Below are 20576 nucleotides of genomic sequence, written 5' to 3'. Positions count from 1 at the left end.
AAAGTGAATCTATCTGTGAATTGTTGTTGGTGAAGATTGAGCACTAGCATACAAAGTTACATCCGCAAGTGTTACCCGCTCAGGAAGATGGACAACATAATGAATTAAATCGGCTAAATCCTCAGCGATCAAAGGTTCATAACCATCGTAAACCATCTTTGCTTTGTCCTTATCTCCTTTAAATCTAACTTCGGAAAATTCAGTTTCTACTGCTCCTGGGGCAATATTGGTCACCTTAATTTTATGCTTTGTCAGGTCTAAACGCATCCCTTCACTGATTGCTTCAACGGCTTTTTTAGAAGCACAATATACTGCTCCATTTTCATAGGTTTGTTTTCCAGCAACAGAACTAATATTTATGATATGACCAGTTCTTCTTTTCACCATTTGTGGAATTATAGCCTTGGAAACATACAGTAATCCTTTTACGTTCCCGTCAATCATAGCGTCCCAATCGTCTAGTTCTCCTTCATTAATTGGTGAAAAACCATGTGCATTTCCAGCATTATTAATGAGTACATCAATTTCTTTAAATTCAGGAGAAAGTGAATTAATATGTTTTTCAACATCGTTTCTATCGCGAACATCAAAAATCAAAGTTTCTACTTTTACCTTTTTTGAAAGGGAAGTTTTAAGTTCTTCCAACTTTTCGGCTCTTCGACCACATAAAATCAGGTTATTTCCTTCTTCTGCAAGTCTTATGGCTGTAGCTTTTCCTATTCCTGAAGTTGCTCCTGTAATTAAAATATTTTTAGTCATTATTTTCAATTCGTGATGTATAAAGCTTAAATATACATTTATGAGAATGATTAGTGGTCTTGTTTGTAACGCAAAAAACGAAATTTACCCAAACAAAACTTCCTTTAGCAACAACTTGATCAATTAGAACAGAATAAATTATCGGTCGTACTTTCCACTCTATTCTTCGTCGTAAATCAATTCAATAATAATTTTATCAATTCTTCTTGCTTTTTCTTTATCAATATTAATAACCGACTCTCTTTTTGTTTCAATTCTGTGTGGAACTCCTGGATAGAAATAATATTCATAAATGTTTCTATCATTAATTTCCAAAACTGAAGTTTTCAAGGCGTTTTTCATCTCCTTGTCATTAAGATTCATCTGTTTGAAAACCTGTTGAATTATCTGTTTGGTGTCCTTGGGATCTAAATTCATTTCTTGTTTAAGCACACAAAAATCGTTTTCAAAATCAACATTTTCAAAATAAATTTTAGACTTTGCCTTTATTGGCTTTCCACCAAACATATTTGGTAATTCTTCCTCATAAAATAGTGGTTCTGTAATATCAAACTCTACACCTAATGGAAAATGAAAATATTGTAATTCTTTCAAGGCTAATTGCTCAACTCCGTCCTTTGAACTATATGCTTGCTTAAAGGGATCCAACGCTGATCTTAAAGCTTCTTTTTTCACTTCATCATTTTCTCCCAAAATTTCAATCATATCATCAAACATACTGATCATAATATCTGAAACCTCTTTCCAGTTTATGACTTCTATGATATCACCAACTTCTGAAGTTTTGTATTTTATGGCTACGGTCTCATATTTTGAGAATCGATCCATTAAGTTTTCTGGGATATCATAGGAGTTGATCAAATCATTTTCATAGCTCCAAATAATAGTATACGAACTCTCAGTTGAGTCAATAACTGTAAAGTTGGCAATGTATTCTTGTTTTTCGTCCTTTGTTTGTTTTCCTTCTTTCCATTGTTGTCTGATTTTTGAAATTTTAAAATCATAACTATCACCAATTGACCAATAGGAAACAAAAGGAACTTTGGTACTATCGATTTGACTCAATAAATGTGTTGAAATACTTAAAAGTATAATCAGATTTATAATTCTCTTCATTGTAGTGTTTTTATAGTGTTTTAAGTTGGATCAAGCGTTAAAAATTCTTTTTTACCGATGAATTGAAACCGAAAGTTTTGGGATCTTAAATATTCCTCTCCCTCAAAACTCTCCCCACCGATTTATCGGTATCTCTCTCCATAACGATTTATCGGTCTAACCTCCTTTCCGCTTCGTTTTATAACCATCTTTCTCCAAAAGCTCAATCACTTTATCTCTGTGATTCCCTTGAATCAGAATTTCTCCGTCTTTTACAGTTCCGCCTCCACCGCAGGAAGATTTTAGTCTTTTTCCTAAATCTTTCAAATCGTCTTCCGTTCCAATGAATCCTTCAATTAGGGTTACATCTTTACCTTTTCTTTGTTTACGGTCGATCGAAACATACAGTAATTGTTGGTTATTTTCCAGGGTTTCCTCTTCCATTTCATCCTCATCGTTGTAACCGAAGTTTGGATTTGTGCTGTAAACTACATTTTCGCGTTTTTTACTCTTTTTTGCCATTCTATTCTTTTGTTTCTTTTGTAATCACTTCCATTTTCAAAATGGTTAGTAAGCGTTGTAATGATGCACTGTTTTCCTCAGAATACACTGCATTAATGATTTTCTCTTTTTCTTTCTTGGTTAAATGCCATGACAATGAAATCTTATCATTAAAATTCTCACGAAGATTAAATGTTACCACTTCAATTGGATATTTCATCGAACGAATCGCTGTAGAAAACAATTCATCTTGGTTGAAATCTTGTACCCGAGGAAAATTCCCATACATATTTCCAAAAGGCAACAATAACCTATCGAAAAGTCCAATGTTTTTAAATGTTTCGCCCACTAAAGTCTTTTTAGTATCTCTCACTTTCAATACTATTACTCCGCTGGTGTTTTCTTGAATCCATTTTCTTAACGCAATCAAGTATCTAACCGTAATTTTAGAGCCATAATTATCTCTAATTCCTGCATCCATTAATTGCATTCCTGGATCAGATGGCATCGTAATCATTGGCATTATATAAGGAAAGGTAGCACTCATTCGCAATACCGAGGTAAACCTGACATCTTTGGGGTTGTTTTTCGCAAAATATTTTAAGTATTCAATATTTTCAAACTGCGGATCCAGTCCAACACGTTCATCCAATTCATCGGATGCTTGCAAATATCCGTGATGTTGAGAACTCACCAATAATCTTCTTCCGTCGTTTACTATTGTAGGGGTAAAAATCATCGTTGGAAATTCACCCGAACGCTCATATTCCTCATATTCACCCAGTGTTCTATTTAAAGCTCCGTCCAAGTTTGAAACCAGCGCTTGCTCAAAAGCATAGCCACGATCAATACTATATTCGTAATCGTTAATCTCCACTTTTTGAAAGCGGAAAAACATATCATTGGTAGAAATAGAAAACGACAAGCGATTCAATAAATCTTTTGATATATTGGACAGATATTTCCCACTAGAACGAGACTCAATTTCGTTTTCTTTTTCCATGATCATCAAATCACGGTAATAGGAGGCACCAACCATTCCCCCAGAAGCACCAGTGATCATCTGAATATTTTTTGTGAATTCCTTTCCCGTCAAACTGTCTAATTCCTGTAAAACACGGAATGTCCACATGGCACTTCTTAGCCCACCACCACTGGTATTCAATAAAATCAGTTTTGGCTTACTTTTGCCTGTTTGTTTTTTCCAATTTTCTAAAGTTTGTATATAATTGGTATAATCTTCTGCGATCACGGAGTCCGTGTAACTCAAATCACTCAATGAAGTTTTGGTGAATTGTACCAAATCCTCTTTTTCATAGGATAAACCAAAAGCATAGCTTTTAAATTGAAAGAAATCCGTTACAGTACTTAAATAATTCACCAATATAAAAGAAGCCACAACTACAAAGTATGTCCAAGATTTAAACCATGAAAACATTGCGCTGACCAACATAAGAATTATGGTTAAAATCATCATAACGCTTACACTTGCCGGAACTTGGAAAAACTCGTAATCTCTAAAAAAGCCAATTGAAATATACGAAAGCAGCAGTAATACCTCAAAAACAGAGGCATTGATATGATTTTGAGAGAATACTTTATTTAAAACATCAATATCATAATGGGAACTACTTCTCGATCTTTTGATTTTAAATCGAGAACCTATATAGAAATAGCGGTCAACATTTTTGGTTCTGAAAGGCTCATACCAAGACTGCTTTCGATGTAAAGTTGCGTTAATGTTGCTCGAATTATTTTGATGATCTTCTGACCTAATTCCAGTAATTTTATATAAATCTTTATTCGTTGGAAAGAAATACAATAATGCCAATAATATGAAAGTAGTAATTCCTAAAATTAATGCAACAATTAAGCCTAGCACTTCATATTCCCCAGCATATTCTTGACTTTTTTGAAAGTGATAAATACAATAGCAAAGATTGGAAATAAAAATAAGTGGCAGTAGACTATTATTCAGAGAGAATTTATAAAATGGACGAGACAAGGTAGCGATAAAAGCATATTTAGGTCCAATTTGAATATAACTATAAATATGAAATGCCATAATGAACCCACCTATGCTTATTCCAAGAATAAAAAATGCCAAATAACTAGAAAGCCCAAGGTATTCAGGTGAAAGAAATAAATAAGGTAAACCAATACCTAAACCAATGGAACTGTTGATAATTCCAAACAGAAAAATCCAATAAAATAAAACAACAAGGTTATACTTTACATGTGAGAACAGTAAATTAATTGGAAAAAATGTTCTAACACCTTCAAGAAATTTGAGCAACAGTTTAATCATGGTTTAAAGTATAGAACAATATAGTGTAAAGAATTTGATTAACCATGCGCAATAATGAAATCGCTAACAAAATAAGCCAAAGTTTTCCCTACAATCCTTTCCTCCTCTTCATTTTTCGGTGCACCTTCAGGTAAATGCAAATATGCAACATGGTCACTTTCTGCGAAAACACGAATATATTGTCTGCACGTTTGAATTGAAATTCCAACAGGAGAAAAAGCACTTGTTGGCATTCTTTCAATCACATCCAAATCAAGCTCAATTCCTAAATATTCTTTTTGATGCTGCATTTTAGTTTGAACATCTTTAAAATCTTGTAGATAATTTCGATTAATCAATAAATAATCTTCATTAAAAGTAAAAGTATGGCCATCATGTCTTAAATCATCAAGAATTCTTTGACTATTGTAACGTTGATGCAAACCAAAAACATGATATTTATTTAAAGCCTTTTGATTAAAAGCATAAGAAAACGGATTTCCAGAGTGCCTTCCTTCCAATAATCGATAATCGGCATGTGCGTCAAGATTCACAACGTTGACTGCGCTAGAAAAACGATGCGCCGAAAACTTAATCAAAGGGAAAGCATTATTGTGTCCTCCTCCAATTACAATTGGAATTTGTCCTGCGGCTAAAAACTCATTTAAGATGTCGAATACAAATTCATCGAGTTCTTCAACAGCTTTCGAAAGTTCCTCACCGATTTCAATACGTTGAACAACTCTTCCCAAAACCGAAATTTCTCCACCTTCTAAAGATTCATTTGATTGCATATTTAAAAATGCATTTAAAAACGATTTAAAGCCATTTTCTGCTCCATCTCGACCGTTATTTGCTTTTGGACCAATGCTCTCTTCAATTCCCAAAATTACATACTTTGCATTTTCAGAATTGTTAATAACTTGCCCCAACTTAGTTTCTCCCTCCCTCGGAGAAATGCATTTTTTTATGTCTGTTTTAGTAAATTTTAACAGCTCAAAAGTTTGAAAATTACTCCGCATTTAATTCAGGTTTATTTGAGTACAAAATTGTTACAAAATCATCAGGTGGTAGCACTGGTCTCATGGTATTTTTATCAACGAAAACCAAAACCGTTTCAGCGGTGGCTAACAGTCTATTTTCTTCATTTTTTATTTCATATTCGAAACATAAACGCACACCTTTTAGATCAGTAATTCTAGTAGTTATCGTAAGTAAATCATCATACAAAGCTGGCGCTTTATAATTTACACTAAATGTTGAAACAGGAAGCATAAACCCTTTATTTTCAATATCTTTATAAGACATTCCTAGTTCTCTCATTGCTTCAACACGGCCAACTTCGAAGTACTGTGCGTAGTTTCCATAGTAGCAATATCCCATCTGGTCAGTCTCACCATAACGTACACGAATTTGAGTTTCCCCTTGATGCAAACAATCCTTGTTTTTACTCATTATTTTTTACATTTTTAAGTTTCTATTCTAAAAAAGTTGCGTACATTGTAGAACAATTTTATTGGAAATCTAGAACTGTTTTTTTTTTACAAATTTGTCGATAATATAACATATTTTTACGACGAAAACGATTAAAAAGAAGTTATTTTAATATTTATTTTAGATGTAAAAGTTTTTTAAAAGTCAATACCCTTTTGATTTTTTTTTAAACTTTTTTATCCAAATATTTGCCCTTCAATTGAGAGACAAAAAGTGACTTTGAAAATCACAAATTATATATTTATTTGCTATAAACGCGTTAAACTGATTAAATGAGCCAATTGCATGAACAAAAATGGGACGCCTGTCTAAAAGTTATAAAAGACATCATTCCATTACAAGCTTTTAAAACTTGGTTTTCACCGATTGTTCCCGTGAAGTTAGATGGAGATGTTTTAACTATTCAAGTTCCGTCACACTTCTTTTACGAATGGTTAGAAGAGCATTACATTGGATTACTTAAGAAGGTAATCAAAAAGGAATTGGGTGCTAATGGTAGACTAGAATACAGTATTATCATGGAACGCAACACTCCTAACTCTACTCCATACACAGTTAAAATTCCTACGTCGGGCGGAAGCTCCTTAAGAAACTCTCCTGTCACTGTCCCTCTAAAAGTTGGTGAAGATCAAATCCGTAATCCTTTTGTTATTCCAGGATTAAAGAAAATCGAAGTTGAATCTAATTTAAATGCTTCTTATACTTTCGAAAATTTCGTTGAAGGAGATTGTAATCGTTTAGCAAGATCTGCTGGTTATGCAGTAGCAAACAAACCCGGTGGTACAGCTTTCAATCCTTTATTGATTTATGGTGGTGTTGGTCTTGGTAAAACACATTTAGCAAACGCAATTGGAATTGGAATTAAAGAGCAATTTCCGAACAAAACAGTTTTATATGTTAGTTCTGAGAAATTCGTTCACCAATTTATTGATTCTATTAAGAACAACACTTCGAATGATTTTGTACACTTCTATCAAATGATGGATGTATTGATTATCGATGATGTTCAATTCTTCTCTGGTAAAGAAAAAACACAAGATGTATTTTTCCATATCTTTAATCACTTGCACCAAAACGGTAAACAAATCATTTTAACTTCTGACAAATCTCCTGTTGACATTCAAGGAATGGAACAAAGGTTATTGAGTAGAATGAAATGGGGATTATCAGCAGATTTGCAAGCGCCAGAATTAGAAACGCGTATCGCAATCCTTGAAAAGAAAATGTACAGCAATGGAATCGAACTTTCGAAGGAAGTTGTGGAATACCTTGCTTACAGCATAAATACAAACGTTCGTGAAATCGAAGGGGCATTGAATTCTTTAATTGCACAAGCATCTTTAAACAAGAAAGCGATCACTTTAGATTTAGCAAAACAAATGATTGACAAATTCGTGAAGAACATCACCCGTGAAGTTTCTATCGAATACATTCAAAAAGTGGTTTGTGACTATTTTGATATTGAAATTGAGATTTTAAAATCTAAAACTAGAAAAAGAGAAATCGTTCAAGCACGTCAAATCGCTATGTTCTTCTCTAAGAAAATGACAAAATCTTCTTTGGCTAATATTGGAGCTCATTGTGGAGGAAAAGATCACGCGACAGTTCTTCATGCTTGTAGAACAGTCACCAACTTGTCGGAAACAGACAAACAATTTAAGGCTTACTTAAATGATTTAGAAAAGAAATTATCAATGCAGTAAAATGTCTGCTTAAGATATAAAAATGCCGAATGAGATTTTCATTCGGCATTTTTGTTTTTTAGAATTAAATTAGAAAGAAATTAAATCCCTATGCTTTGTAAAGCGATTCAAAGTATGCCTTGGCTATTTTAGCTTCTTCAATTTCTTTGAATGCGTTTTTCCTCTTCTTTTTGAAATAGACATAAACTCCCAAACTTTGATTTTGCTCTAGCTTCAACAAATACTTTTTTTTCTCCTCAATGTTCTTAAATGAACTAAAGGTTGTTGTACTGTCATTAATCTCATGCTTTCCTTGATATATTTGAAGAGTTATCGATTCCTCAATACCGGGAATAATAACATCCTTAATTACATACCTTGAACCTCTAAGCTTGTATTTTGGATATTCTGTAATTAAAGCATCTTTGAGTTTTTCTGCGTCTTTACCAAACATTTTGAGACTATAACCACCATAATTGGCCCCTCCTCCAATCAAATTAATAGTTATCTCATTGGGGTACTTAACAGGACACTGAGAATAGGAAACTCCAACAAATAGCAAAATGCTCAAGGATAAAATTATTTTTTTCATAGCGTAGATTTAAAAATATAACATGACATTAAGGTTTTGTTACACTTGTTTTTTCACTTAAAGTAATTCTAATGTATTTTACAGAAGAATTCTGAGGGTTTCCGCTTTCAGAGCTCAAGCCAATTGTGTTTTCATCAATAAATTGAGCCTTAAATTCTGTGGATGTGTCCAATCCATATACTGAGAATAGAGCACTTCCTAATTTCTTTTCAACTAATTTAAATTCATAATTGGATTTTCTAGTAATTGAACTCACCCATGAATCATTTGACTCGGCAAACATTTTTACGAATTTATTATTGTTGAGCGATAAGATCTCTCCCTTCAACTCACCCTGTTTGTTCTTGATTATTTTAATTTTTATTCCATCGAACATTGAGCGTCCTTGTAATTCCCATGTTCCAATGAAATCTTCAATTTCTTTCTTTTGAAAACTCTCACCATTACAACCTGATAAACAAAATGTTAAGGAAATTAAAATCAATAGAAATTTAGTTTTTATTGCTTTGGTTGCTTTCATAGTTAATAAAATAATTTTCTCTAAAATAGTAAATAGATTATTATTATTCTCTAAACCCTCAACAATCGTGTTTAAAACTCAAATCCTTGATCTCTTATTTTTAAGAACTCTCATTTTACGATAAAAACCAATTGATGAGGGATTCATCCCTCACTAATTGAAATGCTGAGATATCCAATAGTGGTTTCAACCACTTATTTGAATAAAATAGGAATTATTCTCTTTATATTTTTCTGATCTTAGATTAATAACTCAATAAATAGCAAACAAAAAAAAAGGACACCTTTCAGCATCCTTTCATAATAATAATATTTCGGAAATTTACTCTTCTGCAAATTTATCTACTACTTCTTGAGTTACTCCAGTTGAGCTAAATCCTCCATCATGGAAAAGATTTTGCATCGTAACATATCTTGTGTAATCAGAGAACATAGACACACAGTATTCTGCACATGCTTCTGCCGTTGCATTTCCTAATGGACTCATTTTATCACTGAATGTAATAAATTCATTAAATCCTTTAATTCCTTCACCTGCAGTTGTTGCAGTTGGTGATTGAGAAATTGTATTTACCCTCACTTTGTTTTTGATTCCATAATGATATCCGAAACTACGAGAAATTGATTCTAATAAAGATTTTGCATCTGCCATATCATTATAATCAGGGAAAATTCGTTGTGCACCGATATATGTCAAAGCTAAAACAGAACCCCATTCGCTAATTGCCTCTTTTTTCATGGAAATAGCCAATACTTTGTGTAAAGAAGTTGCTGAAACATCTAAACTTTGACTGTAAAATTTATAGTTTATTTCGGTGTAATGCTTACCTTTTCTTACATTTGGTGACATTCCAATTGAGTGTAAGATAAAGTCTATTTTACCACCAAGAATTTCCATTGATTTTTCAATCAAGTTTTCTAAATCTTCATCGCTAGTTGCATCTGCCGGAATAATTTGACTATTTGTTTTCTCAGCCAAATTGTTGATTTCTCCCATTCGCATTGCGATAGGTGCATTTGTCAAAACAAACTCCGCTCCTTCTGCATGAGCTAGTTCGGCCACTTTCCAAGCTATTGACTTCTCATTCAATGCGCCAAAAATAATTCCACGCTTACCTTTTAGTATATTATTCGCCATGTTATAATTTAAATTTCATTCACCTGCAAAAATAGAAAACTTAATTAATAAAGTTCCAATATAAAACAATTAGAAAAACACATTAAACTTCTGAACCAAAATGGTATCTTCGTGTTATACCTTCAAAGCGCAAAAAGATAAAAATCATGTCCAAAAACAAGGAAGACGAAAACAAGAATCCCGAATTTATTAACCCGATAGATCCAGACCATATTACGGAAAATCCTCATAATCTTCCTTACCCGCATACTCCAGGAAGCGCATTGGTAAAACCCGAAGATGAAGGTAAATTGAAAAGTCGTGCCTTGAATGCTATGGAACATCAAACAGATATGCAACTAAAGCAGCTTTATGAGCAAATGAACTTTTTGGCTAATCAAGCGAAAGGATTGCAAGATAGAAAAACGATATCAGAGAAAATTTATGGAGCTCAAATGCGCTTCGAACCTTTGATTAACCATATCTATCACCTTTATCAAAAGGACGATAAAACATATTTACTTTCTCTTATTGCTCCCGACCAATGGGGAAGATCTAAAAAGACTTTTGAATTCGTTGCAACCGTTCAATTGCTTGCCGATCACACTTGGGATGTTTTGGAGAAGAGCGACCTAGAGATTTAGGGATGAACCGCAAACGAAAGGAGGTTTCGCAAAGGTCTCATAGAAAAATGAAAATAATAATTTCGCAGAGTCGCGGGAAGCAGCAGAGATTTTGTGAAGGTCCAAGAGAAAAACCTCTGGATCAAAATTCTCCGATTGGGATGGAAATAGTAAGTTGAGGATTTTAACAAAAACGGTCAACGCTATTTACGGGTATTGTCCTAGGGAAGTACAAATTACAACACTCAACATTCATCGTACATCATTACAATCTCACCCTCAACTGAACTCCAACTTCACTTTTTACATTACCAGTAATTTCTTCAGTTCCGCTGCTCAAAGTTTCTTCTTGATTGTAAACAAAAGCCGCATAACGCAACCATAAATCACATTTCTCATTAAAGAACGTATATCTGAGCATTACGTAAGACCTACTTCCCTTGTTGAAATATGCTGGAATACTGAACACGTTTTCTAAATTGTATTCATAAGAATAAACCCTTGTTTCGTAGCTATCTGTATTGAAAATTGCATAACGCAAAGAAAGTTCAAGTGGGAATTTCTTACTTCTGTAAAGTAAATCTTGTGTTAAAGCAAATCCATCTTGTTTTCCTGTGCTTTCACGCTGATCTGTTACATAATCAATTCTTGATCTCCATTTCCAACCAGAACCCAAGTCTGTTGTTAATCCAAATTGATATTTCCTTTGTTTATAGCGCTCAATTGGACGAATATTTCCTTCATAAATACTGGCGTTAATCATCTTATCCTTTTCACGAACCCTTAAATAAGTTTCAAATCGCGGACTTGGTCTATAGCTAAGTTGGCCCAAAACTTCATGTCCTTCACTCGGACTATCCACTCTAAATTTCAACCACGGAGACTTAAAAAAGTCAACATATGAATTTAAACTCCATTCTTTATTCAATTTGAATGAACCACCCAAGTAAATTCCAGATTCGTTATTGGTATTGCTCCCATCTCCAAATCCTTGGGCATAAAATGTATGATAATCTTTTGGATAGTTTCTATACAAAGCGGTTAATGAAGCACGTTTCCCCATGGCCACAGAAACACCTTGTAATATAGCAACAGCGTTAGAACTTCTACTTTGGGAAACTTCTCCGTAAACACTTAAATTTCTGTAGATATATGAATAGTCTGCACTTAAATTCAATAATTCTTTACCCGCGAATTGATATTTATTGACTAATCTATCAGCTCTTTGATAAAAGGCGTCATACGCTTGTTGTACAGCTGTTAATCCCACTTGAAAATTTCGGTTTTCATATTTAATATTTCCGCCATAAATCAATTCCTGTAAACTGTTTTGTCTTTCAAGTTCTGAAGTTGTTCGGTGAGTTCCAGTCAAGTTGATGGAAGAAGCCAACCTCGCCTCCTCAGAATCTAAGGTATCTAACATTTCAACAGAACCATCCGCGCCTTTGTATGAAACCCATGTTGTAAATGAAAAATTCTTCACACCCAATTCTACAGCAGCTCCACGCATAAATCTCACTTCATCCGTTGAAGTATACGGTCTTATTCCTCTGGCATTTTTTCTTGCTGAAGTTGCATCTGCTGTTTTACTGAATCCATAACCCGTCCACATAGCTAACCCTTGACCAAATTGCACTTGATAATCTCCAATTACAGCTTTTCGTAGAAATTTACTTCCGCTATAATAGGCATGGGCACTATAGAAATCGAATCCCTTAGGTTGAGTTTTACCAAAAAGTTGTTCACCAGGATCCTTTTCCATGGTAACTCCAATACTGAAATCGGTGCTGTGAGTATATCTTATTCTAGAATACAATTTATTTGGATCACCCCAATAATATTTGCTACTTTCCTCTCTCTCTTCATCAGTAACATCAGCGTATCCAGCTTTGTCTTCGATATTTCGTTGATACCTAAAAAACGCTTCAACTTTTCCTTCTTTCAAGTATTTTTTTAGACTTCCACTCTCTTTTTCTTCAACTTTGGAGACCATGACAAATGGTAGAATATTTTCCAACGTGATTAGATCCCAAAACTCAATTTCATTAATTTCGAAAATTGTATTAAAAGCACCTTTTTCATCTCTAGCTTTTAAAAGTGAATTAATTTGAAAGTCATTTACAAGTAATAATTGTTGAAGCTCTTCTTTTGTCGCAACATTTAAATTCAATGGATTGTCGTAATAGTTATTCAACACATCAAAAACATCTTCTAAGGAAATTTCTTCAGCTTCTAAATCCTGAGCAATAAACTCAATTCTTTGTTGGATAACTTCATTCTTGGATTGACCAAATACAGAGGAGAAGATTAAAGTAAGCGATATGACTAAAAGAAACCTCATTATTTTTTAGGTGTATAAAAGTCCAATACAAATGAAGCTGCAGGAGTCCAACCAAGAATTTGATTGTACTGCGTTGATAAATCCAATTTGAACCTTTCATAATTCAAACCAAAGCCAAATGCGAAGTCCATCGGTGCTCCTTGGACTCCTGCTCGGATGTACAATAAATCGATTGGATGATATTCTATTCCTGCTCTCAATCTTGTATCAAAATTAATCTCTTGTTCTATTTCTGAAACTAAAATTAATTCTTCAAGTAACTGATACGAAATACCTAATCTTAAAATAGTTCCGTATCTATCGTTTTTGTATTCTGATAGTTCCGTCCTTCCAATATTCACAACAGAAAAACCTAAATTAACCCTATCAGTTAATTTTGCTAAAGCTCCAAATTCCGCACTCACACCATGCTTAATTCCATAGGCCGGATCTAATCGTGTACTTAAATAATTGATTTGAATACCAGCGGCAATTTTATCTGATAATCTCATACTATAACCCAACCCAGCTCTGTTTGTTCTGTATGTATCGTATCCGTAAAATTGTCCACCTACCGAAATAACGCCAACCTTTAAAGGAACTGCTGCGGCAACACTTTGTGTTTGTAACTCTTTAAGCGCATATCGACTTTCATAGGAAATTCCTGCACTACCTTCTTCAATAAAACCCAACGCTCCAGGATTATGATGATAAGAAAAAGCATCAATCAAAGTCACACCATTATTTGCCATTGCTGCAACACGAGCCCCTTGTGATAACCATCCTTGCGCATTTATGGCCACAGCAAAAAACAATGTAAAACCTGTTATAAGTAGTGTTTTCATCAATTCAGTTTATGAATAAGGACTAATATTGAACGAATATAAAAAGTTCAAGTTAGAATTCCCCCTTTGAAATGAAAAAACATCAATCAAAATTGAATTTGAAGCTTTCTGGCAGTTGGAGTGAATTCTTGCTACCGATATTTTGTATCGACTCTCGTCAGTTCGAGTGAATTCTTACTGCCGATAACAATCGGCGTAAGAATTAGTATCGAGAACAAGAGTAATCAATCAGGACTACATCTATAAATAAGGATACTCAATATTCTGCAAAAACAAACCTTTGGCTGGGACAGAACACCCAGCTTCTCCTCTATTTTCAGCCGCTATGATTGCTTTGACTTCTTTAGGTGGAATTTTACCTTTTCCTACTTCCAATAAAGTCCCAACAATAGCACGAACCATATTCCTTAAAAATCGGTTGGCACTTACCTCAAAACGCAATTGATCACCGATAACTTCCCATTTTGCACTATAAACCTCACAAAAGTTATTGTTAACGTCCGTGTGTAACTTTGAAAATGAAGTAAAATCTTGTCTTCCTATTAAATAAGCCGCCGCTTCATTCATTTTCCCGATTGAAATTTCTGATGGATAAAACCAACTATCATTTTGATGAAAGGGCAATTTCTTTTGGTGTAGAAAATAATGATACGTCCTCTTGGTAGCATCGAATCGTGCGTGTGCTTCATCATCAACATCTACAATTTCATTTATTGCGATTGCTAATGGAAGCATGTTGTTTAATTTATATTTTAATTGATCATTCGTGAATACAGGATCCAAATCCGCATGAAAATAAGATTGCAAGGCATGAACTCCTGCATCTGTTCTTCCACAACCCACAATATCTATAGGCTGATTTCCAAATAACATAGATAATTTTTCTTCAATTGCGCCTTGAATTGTTTTCACCACCGGTTGTTTCTGCCAACCAGAATATTCTGTACCGTCATATGCGCATTGAAAAAAGAGTCGTTTCTTCATGCCGTGAAAGTAAGGATTTATCAGAAAATTTAAAGCAAGATTTAATTCTAATAAACAAAAAAGAGAGCCATATAATATGAACTCTCTTTAATTAAAATCATTTTTGTGAATTTTAAAGTTTCACGGTTATACCTAAATTTAAAATAGCCATTCCATAACCCAACTCTGCAAAAGCACCAACTTTTTCATTAAAGTAATATTTCCCTCCGACATGAATTCCATAAGCTACTCCACTTACAGAAGTTGGTTGTGGTGTGAAAAATGAATTTGGCCCTTCAATTTCAACCCTTGAGTTACCAATTACATAACCTAATGTTGCTCCTCCATAAGCGTCAATTTTATCAGTATTGTAAAAGTGGTAACTACCTCTTAAACCCAAAATAATATAGGAATATTTATAAATGTATTTTGTTGAACCAAATTGAGACTCTTCTTTCGACCCCATATAAGCCAGTATACCACCTGCACTTATTTTATCCGTAAAACCATGTTCAAAAGATGCAGAAATTGGTGGCAATGTAGAAGTTCCAGTTCTAAATGCAGAACCTATCCCGATACCAATATTTAATATATTGTCTCCTTCATTATAAGTTTGTGCCGAAGCTACTGATCCTAACCCAAATGCGATAACGATTGATAAAATAAAATTTTTCATAATTGTAATTTTTAATGTTCACTACAAAGGTCATGACATCCCCACTTTTAATCAATACGACAACTGACGTATATTTTCATATTTTACTTTCTAATAAACATTAACTCAATCGGAATATATACATCGCTAAGGAATAAAGTCAAATGAATATTTTTAATTATTAAAAAGGCTTTATAAACAGAATTAAAAAATTGTCTCAAATTACACCTCCTCTATCAACACCAAAAAGTTAATAGAAAAGTAATTTCACAGCAAAGTCGCACTAAAAGATGATTAATTTTATGCTACAAAAATATATTTTATGAAAGTTCATTTTATCGCCATTGGAGGAAGTGCTATGCACAATTTAGCTATCGCATTATCAAGAAAAGGATTCGCTGTGACGGGTTCTGATGATGAAATTTTTGAACCTTCAAAAAGTCGATTGAAAAAAGATGGGATTCTTCCTGATCAAATAGGATGGAATGAAGAAAATATTACTACCGATTTAGATGCTGTAATTTTAGGAATGCATGCCAGATCAGACAATCCAGAACTAGCCAAAGCAAAAGAATTAGGTTTGCAAATATTTTCATATCCTGAGTATATTTATGAGCAATCGAAAAACAAGAAACGTGTGGTAATAGGCGGTTCGCATGGGAAAACAACAATTACATCAATGATTTTACATGCGTTGCAAGTTTTAGATTTCCCTGTAGATTACATGGTTGGAGCTCAATTAGAGAGTTACGACTGCATGGTGAAACTCACGGAAGAAAACGATGTCATCATTTTGGAAGGTGATGAATATTTGAGTTCTCCTATTGACAGAAGACCAAAATTTCATTTATACAAACCACATGTTGCCTTAATTAGCGGTATTGCTTGGGATCATATCAACGTTTTTCCAACTTATGACAATTACGTTGACCAATTTGATCAATTCTGTGATGTTATTGAAGACGATGGGATTTTGGTTTACAATGAACAAGACGCTGACACTGAAAAAGTTGCTGAAAAACAGATCGATAGACTGAAAATTGTGCCATACACTACTCCTCAATATGATGTAAATGAAGAAGGTACTGTATTTCATTATGTAGGCAAAAAGTTCCCGCTAAAAATATTTGGTGCCCATAATTTACAGAATTTATATGGTGCTTTAAACGTAGTGGCAGCTTTAGGCATTGCTCCGACAGACTTCTTAGAAGCAATGAAAGACTTTACTGGGGCAGGAAAAAGATTGGAAAAAATAAATGAAACACCTGAAAGAATTGTTTATAAAGATTTCGCTCATTCTCCAAGTAAACTAAAAGCTACCACTTCGGCAGTAAAAGAACAATATACTGACAGAAAACTTGTCGCTTGTATGGAATTGCATACTTTTTCGTCATTAAAGAAAGAGTTTCTACCTCAATACAAAGACGCCATGAAAGCTGCCGACAAAGCACTGGTTTATTTTAGTCCGAAGGTTGTAGAGCACAAAAAACTGGACCCTATCACTAGAGAAGATGTATACGAAGCGTTTGGCAAAAATGTGCAAGTAGAAACCGAAACTCAAAAAGTGTTGGACTTTATCGAAGACGAGAGTACAGACAATATGGTGCTTTTAATGATGAGCTCAGGAAATTTTGATGGAGTAGATTACAATAAGTTATAATAAAATTAGCCTTAAGTTAAGTTAGGTTAGGGAGCCTTTATCCGTCTTCACTTCCAAGCTAACTCCTCTGTTACTTTTTTACTAAAATGGTATAAGAGCATTCCATTGGTCGCTCTACAAACATTCAGTAAAAATTAGCAAAAGAGTTCATTAGGCTATTCAGCTCCGTCGGGGCTTAAACAAACGACCTACACAAATTAAAATAATAGAAAGTAAGGAATTTGTATCAGCCATCGTCAGTTCGAGTGAATTCTTACTACCGATAACATTCGGGCGTAAGAATTTGTATCGAGAACAAGAGTAATCCCTACTAGATTTTCACTTGTTCTCGATACACCTCCGCTTTGCTCCGGCACTCGAACTGACGTGATTTACTTGTTCAAAATATCTACGTTTTGGACAGCATTAGAGTTGACGTGATTGAATTCACACAATTCTTGAAAAAAAACATTGTGTTTACACACAATATGAAGTTCCAGAAATGATTTAATCCCTAACCTCTCCTTTAAACATACTCGCATTAGCATTTAAAGGGTTTCCAGTTATTCTTCTAAAAGATGAAATTTGACCACAATGCCAAATACAATCTGAAATTTGACCGTTGATAAAATACCAAAATGGAAGAGTATCACCATTTCGTAAAACAATATTGTAATTTTCAAAATCTTCTGAGCTGCTCGTTAACAAAACATCACTAACAGACTTAATATTATTCAAAATTTGCGCTCTTTTTTCTTCAAAAGTCGATTCAACATTTCTTTCATTCTTAATTTTACAAACCGAAAAAACAACCATGTTGGTCATAGATAAAATATGATCGATCGTTTCATCTACGCTGCGAGAATCTCCACTGGGTTTATAAATTAAATCTTCATTTCTCAAACCATCAGTGGCCCAATAAAACCTAAATCCAAGTCCGTCCATGATCCTAGCGGCCACTCCTCCAGCACTGAAGTTTTCTGGATGATTTGGAATTTCTCGATAAGGAAGTGAATCATTCGACTGTGATAAAATGCTCATATTAAACAAAGTAAATATTGGTAAAACGAATAATAATTTAAAACGACAATACATATTTTGAAATTTCAATTTTGAATCAAAAGTCAGCGGTAAAAACTTAAACAAACACTTGAATACAAGTACAGAACATTTTGATAATCAAAACATTTAAACACTAATGAATCACCCCTCTACTTGTAGGATACAAATGTTGAATCATCAATTATCTTTCAGCTTTCCCTGCTAAACAAAAACTTATTTGGACTCACCAAATTCGATTTCACTGCATACATCACAATTCCAGCGGTGTTTTTCGTTCCTAACTTTGCCATAATATTTTTTCTATGTGTTGTAATAGTATGTGGACTTAAACAAAGTACATCGGCAATTTGAGCATTTGTATTTCCTTCTGCAATGTATTTTATGATTTCCAACTCTCTTTCAGAAAGCAAAACCGGTTCACAAGAGAAGTTTTCACTCTCTAAGTGTTCAACATCAATAGAGGATTTTCTTATGCTGTCCAAAATTTGACCACAGAAAAACTTATTTCCTCCAGCGGTTTCCTTTACAGAAGCTAAAATTTCTGGGATATCGCAATCCTTCTTAATGTAACTCATAACTCCTGATTTCAACGCATCCAATATAACAGAAGCATTTTGCTCGGGGGTAATAGCTACGATTTTCAACCTTTTATTCACATTTAATGCCTTAGGAATAACATCAATTGTAAAACCTGGAGCAGTATAATCCAGCAAAGCAACATCTGCTTCAGTGGATTTCAATTGTTCAAGGAATTGCTCACTTGAAACTACTTCACATACGACTTCTATATTAGAATCGTTAGCCAAGATAGATCGTAAACCTACTCGTACAATATCATTACTGTCTGCTATGATAACTTTCATGTGACAAAGATAAGATTTTTATCTTCTTAATTAGAATGGTTTTAAATAAAAGATAGAAAAAGATTATGCGGACATACAAATTAATAAACGCACTAAAATCACAAAATAATTAACGGTTATAACGACTACAACTATTGATAGCAGTTGATTCAGAAATACTCAAAATATTGATAAGAGCACTATTCAGACAATTACTAATCCCATTCTAACAAAAAAGTTGACGCAAAAATAAAGGGCTATCGTAAAACGATAACCCTTTAGAGTACTTAAAGCAAATTATAATTAACCGATAACTTTAACGTTAACAGCGTTTAATCCTTTTCTTCCCTCTTCGATGTCGAACTCAACTTTATCGTCTTCACGAATTTCGTCGATTAATCCATTCGCGTGAACGAATACATCATTTCCATCTTCCGGTACGATAAAACCGAATCCTTTCTCTGTGTTAAAAAACTTAACTGTTCCTTGTGGCATAATAAAATAATTAAAAATATAAAGCACAAATGTAGTTCTTCACTTCGCAGTATCCAAGTTAAAAACAATAATTCTTTGAATTATTTTTAAAATTAACAATCTGTTCATATTCAAAAATCTAACAACACCCTATAAACACCACACAAACAAGTGCTTAAACAAAAAAACGTCTATTCAGAATAAAGCTTAACAGCCTTACCCATTATTGAAATTCTTCAGTATTTTGATGTTTTTCAAATATTCATACGCTACCTCACCTCTTGTTCATGGCATTAAAAGGCAGCTAAATGATTTTTTTATGCTTCAACAACCGACAAATAAATCTTTCCGTTGATAATTTGTGAACTTTCTAAATAGTTTAGGTCATTGGAGTAAATAAAGAAACAACTCCCTTCTTTGATTTCATCAATAATTTCAGATGCTTCCTCCTTTGGTAAAGCTGGACAACCATAACTTCTCCCCAGCACTCCCCCATTTCTTTCCAAAAATGATGTTGTTGCATAATTTGCACCGTGAACTACTATTCCGCGTTCACGAGCACGAGAATTTACATTTTCTAATCCATCCAAGCGCATCGCATAGTCAAACTTTCCAGAATAAGTTTCAGCAGTAAGGAAAAAACCTAAACTACTTTGTAAACTTCCATTCGTATTAGAGAATTGAGTTGCCATAGCTGACCCAGTATTTTTCCCATGTGAACACAATGACCTTTTGATCACTTTAAATGAGTTCATATCTATAAGGTACATTCTCTCCTTTGAGGAATGTTGAGTAAAATCCACAATTGTCAATACGTTTTCCTGCTTAAGGGATCCTTTCTCTTTTAAAACATAATAACCTTTTAATCCATTGCTAAAAGCATCAAATGACAATGAAGTGTCAGCTAAACAATCATAGCTTGAAATTACAAATTGGTCCCAGTTATTAGAAACTGAAGATTTCATTTTTGTTTTTTCCATTTCAAGACTATCTATATTATGAAAAGGGACATAATAATTTTGACTGGTTTTTTCTCTTGTAAAACCTAAAAAAAATACCATCACACCAAGAAATGCAAATGTTTGAAGGGGTTTTTTATTTAACATA

20 protein-coding genes are annotated in these 20576 nt (G+C 33.7%); 3 read left to right on the top strand and 17 right to left on the bottom strand.

Going from position 1 to position 20576, the window contains the following annotated elements:
* Positions 1-9 precede the first annotated feature (9 nt).
* The 6 genes from C6368_RS04870 to C6368_RS04845 form a co-directional block, all read right to left on the bottom strand.
* On the bottom strand, positions 10-759 hold the full coding sequence (locus C6368_RS04870; protein ID WP_107038068.1) for an SDR family NAD(P)-dependent oxidoreductase: 750 nt from the start codon (positions 757-759) through the stop codon (positions 10-12).
* Between the two features lie 159 nt (positions 760-918).
* Positions 919-1875, bottom strand: coding sequence for a hypothetical protein (locus tag C6368_RS04865; RefSeq protein WP_159038438.1), 957 nt, complete (start codon positions 1873-1875; stop codon positions 919-921).
* 156 nt (positions 1876-2031) lie between these two features.
* Positions 2032-2376, bottom strand: coding sequence for a translation initiation factor (locus C6368_RS04860; protein WP_107038066.1), 345 nt, complete (start codon positions 2374-2376; stop codon positions 2032-2034).
* Between the two features lies 1 nt (position 2377).
* The gene (locus C6368_RS04855) at positions 2378-4663 is read right to left on the bottom strand and encodes a patatin-like phospholipase family protein (RefSeq protein WP_107038065.1); all 2286 of its coding nucleotides are present in this window, start codon (positions 4661-4663) and stop codon (positions 2378-2380) included.
* Between the two features lie 38 nt (positions 4664-4701).
* Positions 4702-5664, bottom strand: a complete 963-nt coding sequence (locus C6368_RS04850) for a formimidoylglutamase (RefSeq protein WP_107038064.1) — start codon at positions 5662-5664, stop codon at positions 4702-4704.
* Positions 5654-6097 carry an acyl-CoA thioesterase gene (locus C6368_RS04845; protein ID WP_234369088.1) on the bottom strand — a complete coding sequence of 148 codons (444 nt, stop codon included), beginning with the start codon at positions 6095-6097 and terminating at the stop codon, positions 5654-5656. Before C6368_RS04845 ends, C6368_RS04850 begins: the two co-directional genes overlap by 11 nt.
* A 311-nt stretch (positions 6098-6408) precedes the next feature.
* Between C6368_RS04845 and dnaA the strand changes: the two genes are divergently transcribed.
* The gene (dnaA, locus tag C6368_RS04840; protein WP_107038063.1) at positions 6409-7839 is read left to right on the top strand and encodes a chromosomal replication initiator protein DnaA; all 1431 of its coding nucleotides are present in this window, start codon (positions 6409-6411) and stop codon (positions 7837-7839) included.
* Positions 7840-7927: 88 nt separating this feature from the next.
* Here dnaA and C6368_RS04835 read toward each other — a convergent pair whose 3' ends face one another.
* The 3 genes from C6368_RS04835 to C6368_RS04825 form a co-directional block, all read right to left on the bottom strand.
* Positions 7928-8410 carry a hypothetical protein gene (locus C6368_RS04835; RefSeq protein WP_107038062.1) on the bottom strand — a complete coding sequence of 161 codons (483 nt, stop codon included), beginning with the start codon at positions 8408-8410 and terminating at the stop codon, positions 7928-7930.
* Between the two features lie 28 nt (positions 8411-8438).
* Positions 8439-8930: a hypothetical protein gene (locus C6368_RS04830; RefSeq protein ID WP_107038061.1), complete on the bottom strand. Its 492-nt coding sequence runs from the start codon at positions 8928-8930 to the stop codon at positions 8439-8441.
* A gap of 321 nt (positions 8931-9251) precedes the next feature.
* A complete protein-coding gene (locus C6368_RS04825; RefSeq protein WP_107038060.1) occupies positions 9252-10067 on the bottom strand; it encodes an enoyl-ACP reductase FabI in 816 nt (271 codons plus the stop codon).
* Positions 10068-10213: 146 nt separating this feature from the next.
* Here C6368_RS04825 and C6368_RS04820 point away from each other — a divergent pair, with 146 nt between their 5' ends.
* Positions 10214-10690 (top strand): DUF2452 domain-containing protein, encoded by a 477-nt coding sequence (locus tag C6368_RS04820; RefSeq protein WP_107038059.1) that lies wholly within the window; start codon positions 10214-10216, stop codon positions 10688-10690.
* A 244-nt stretch (positions 10691-10934) separates the two neighbouring features.
* Here the strand turns inward: C6368_RS04820 and C6368_RS04815 are convergent, their stop codons facing one another.
* The 4 genes from C6368_RS04815 to C6368_RS04800 form a co-directional block, all read right to left on the bottom strand.
* A complete protein-coding gene (locus C6368_RS04815; protein ID WP_107038058.1) occupies positions 10935-13010 on the bottom strand; it encodes a hypothetical protein in 2076 nt (691 codons plus the stop codon).
* Complete coding sequence (locus C6368_RS04810; protein WP_107038057.1) at positions 13010-13834, bottom strand: PorV/PorQ family protein; 825 nt, start codon at positions 13832-13834, stop codon at positions 13010-13012. Before C6368_RS04810 ends, C6368_RS04815 begins: the two co-directional genes overlap by 1 nt.
* A gap of 240 nt (positions 13835-14074) precedes the next feature.
* Complete coding sequence (truA, locus tag C6368_RS04805) at positions 14075-14818, bottom strand: tRNA pseudouridine(38-40) synthase TruA (protein ID WP_107038056.1); 744 nt, start codon at positions 14816-14818, stop codon at positions 14075-14077.
* A 112-nt stretch (positions 14819-14930) separates the two neighbouring features.
* Positions 14931-15473, bottom strand: coding sequence for a hypothetical protein (locus tag C6368_RS04800; RefSeq protein WP_107038055.1), 543 nt, complete (start codon positions 15471-15473; stop codon positions 14931-14933).
* 301 nt (positions 15474-15774) lie between these two features.
* Here C6368_RS04800 and C6368_RS04795 point away from each other — a divergent pair, with 301 nt between their 5' ends.
* Positions 15775-17112, top strand: coding sequence for a UDP-N-acetylmuramate--L-alanine ligase (locus C6368_RS04795; protein WP_107038054.1), 1338 nt, complete (start codon positions 15775-15777; stop codon positions 17110-17112).
* Between the two features lie 486 nt (positions 17113-17598).
* On the opposite strand, the gene C6368_RS04790 is transcribed toward C6368_RS04795, so the two are convergent.
* The 4 genes from C6368_RS04790 to C6368_RS04775 form a co-directional block, all read right to left on the bottom strand.
* On the bottom strand, positions 17599-18132 hold the full coding sequence (locus tag C6368_RS04790) for a hypothetical protein (protein WP_107038053.1): 534 nt from the start codon (positions 18130-18132) through the stop codon (positions 17599-17601).
* Between the two features lie 209 nt (positions 18133-18341).
* Entirely contained in the window at positions 18342-19016 is a 675-nt protein-coding gene (locus C6368_RS04785) for a response regulator transcription factor (RefSeq protein WP_107038052.1), read from the bottom strand.
* A 282-nt stretch (positions 19017-19298) separates the two neighbouring features.
* A complete protein-coding gene (locus tag C6368_RS04780; protein WP_107038051.1) occupies positions 19299-19490 on the bottom strand; it encodes a cold-shock protein in 192 nt (63 codons plus the stop codon).
* 296 nt (positions 19491-19786) lie between these two features.
* Positions 19787-20449: a murein L,D-transpeptidase catalytic domain family protein gene (locus C6368_RS04775; RefSeq protein WP_159038437.1), complete on the bottom strand. Its 663-nt coding sequence runs from the start codon at positions 20447-20449 to the stop codon at positions 19787-19789.
* Positions 20450-20576 lie beyond the last annotated feature (127 nt).

This window comes from Brumimicrobium mesophilum, from assembly GCF_003025005.1.
Classification (GTDB): Bacteria; Bacteroidota; Bacteroidia; order Flavobacteriales_D; family Crocinitomicaceae; genus Brumimicrobium; species Brumimicrobium mesophilum.
The sequence above is the reverse complement of the archived record's forward strand: the minus strand, read 5'-3'. Positions and strand labels throughout refer to the sequence as shown.

Coding starts and splice junctions, on each gene's coding strand:
- C6368_RS04870 (WP_107038068.1), bottom strand. CDS start 759: ATGACTAAAAATATTTTAATTACAGGAGCAACTTCAGGAATAGGAAAA.
- C6368_RS04865 (WP_159038438.1), bottom strand. CDS start 1,875: ATGAAGAGAATTATAAATCTGATTATACTTTTAAGTATTTCAACACAT.
- C6368_RS04860 (WP_107038066.1), bottom strand. CDS start 2,376: ATGGCAAAAAAGAGTAAAAAACGCGAAAATGTAGTTTACAGCACAAAT.
- C6368_RS04855 (WP_107038065.1), bottom strand. CDS start 4,663: ATGATTAAACTGTTGCTCAAATTTCTTGAAGGTGTTAGAACATTTTTT.
- C6368_RS04850 (WP_107038064.1), bottom strand. CDS start 5,664: ATGCGGAGTAATTTTCAAACTTTTGAGCTGTTAAAATTTACTAAAACA.
- C6368_RS04845 (WP_234369088.1), bottom strand. CDS start 6,097: ATGAGTAAAAACAAGGATTGTTTGCATCAAGGGGAAACTCAAATTCGT.
- dnaA (WP_107038063.1), top strand. CDS start 6,409: ATGAGCCAATTGCATGAACAAAAATGGGACGCCTGTCTAAAAGTTATA.
- C6368_RS04835 (WP_107038062.1), bottom strand. CDS start 8,410: ATGAAAAAAATAATTTTATCCTTGAGCATTTTGCTATTTGTTGGAGTT.
- C6368_RS04830 (WP_107038061.1), bottom strand. CDS start 8,930: ATGAAAGCAACCAAAGCAATAAAAACTAAATTTCTATTGATTTTAATT.
- C6368_RS04825 (WP_107038060.1), bottom strand. CDS start 10,067: ATGGCGAATAATATACTAAAAGGTAAGCGTGGAATTATTTTTGGCGCA.
- C6368_RS04820 (WP_107038059.1), top strand. CDS start 10,214: ATGTCCAAAAACAAGGAAGACGAAAACAAGAATCCCGAATTTATTAAC.
- C6368_RS04815 (WP_107038058.1), bottom strand. CDS start 13,010: ATGAGGTTTCTTTTAGTCATATCGCTTACTTTAATCTTCTCCTCTGTA.
- C6368_RS04810 (WP_107038057.1), bottom strand. CDS start 13,834: ATGAAAACACTACTTATAACAGGTTTTACATTGTTTTTTGCTGTGGCC.
- truA (WP_107038056.1), bottom strand. CDS start 14,818: ATGAAGAAACGACTCTTTTTTCAATGCGCATATGACGGTACAGAATAT.
- C6368_RS04800 (WP_107038055.1), bottom strand. CDS start 15,473: ATGAAAAATTTTATTTTATCAATCGTTATCGCATTTGGGTTAGGATCA.
- C6368_RS04795 (WP_107038054.1), top strand. CDS start 15,775: ATGAAAGTTCATTTTATCGCCATTGGAGGAAGTGCTATGCACAATTTA.
- C6368_RS04790 (WP_107038053.1), bottom strand. CDS start 18,132: ATGAGCATTTTATCACAGTCGAATGATTCACTTCCTTATCGAGAAATT.
- C6368_RS04785 (WP_107038052.1), bottom strand. CDS start 19,016: ATGAAAGTTATCATAGCAGACAGTAATGATATTGTACGAGTAGGTTTA.
- C6368_RS04780 (WP_107038051.1), bottom strand. CDS start 19,490: ATGCCACAAGGAACAGTTAAGTTTTTTAACACAGAGAAAGGATTCGGT.
- C6368_RS04775 (WP_159038437.1), bottom strand. CDS start 20,449: ATGGAAAAAACAAAAATGAAATCTTCAGTTTCTAATAACTGGGACCAA.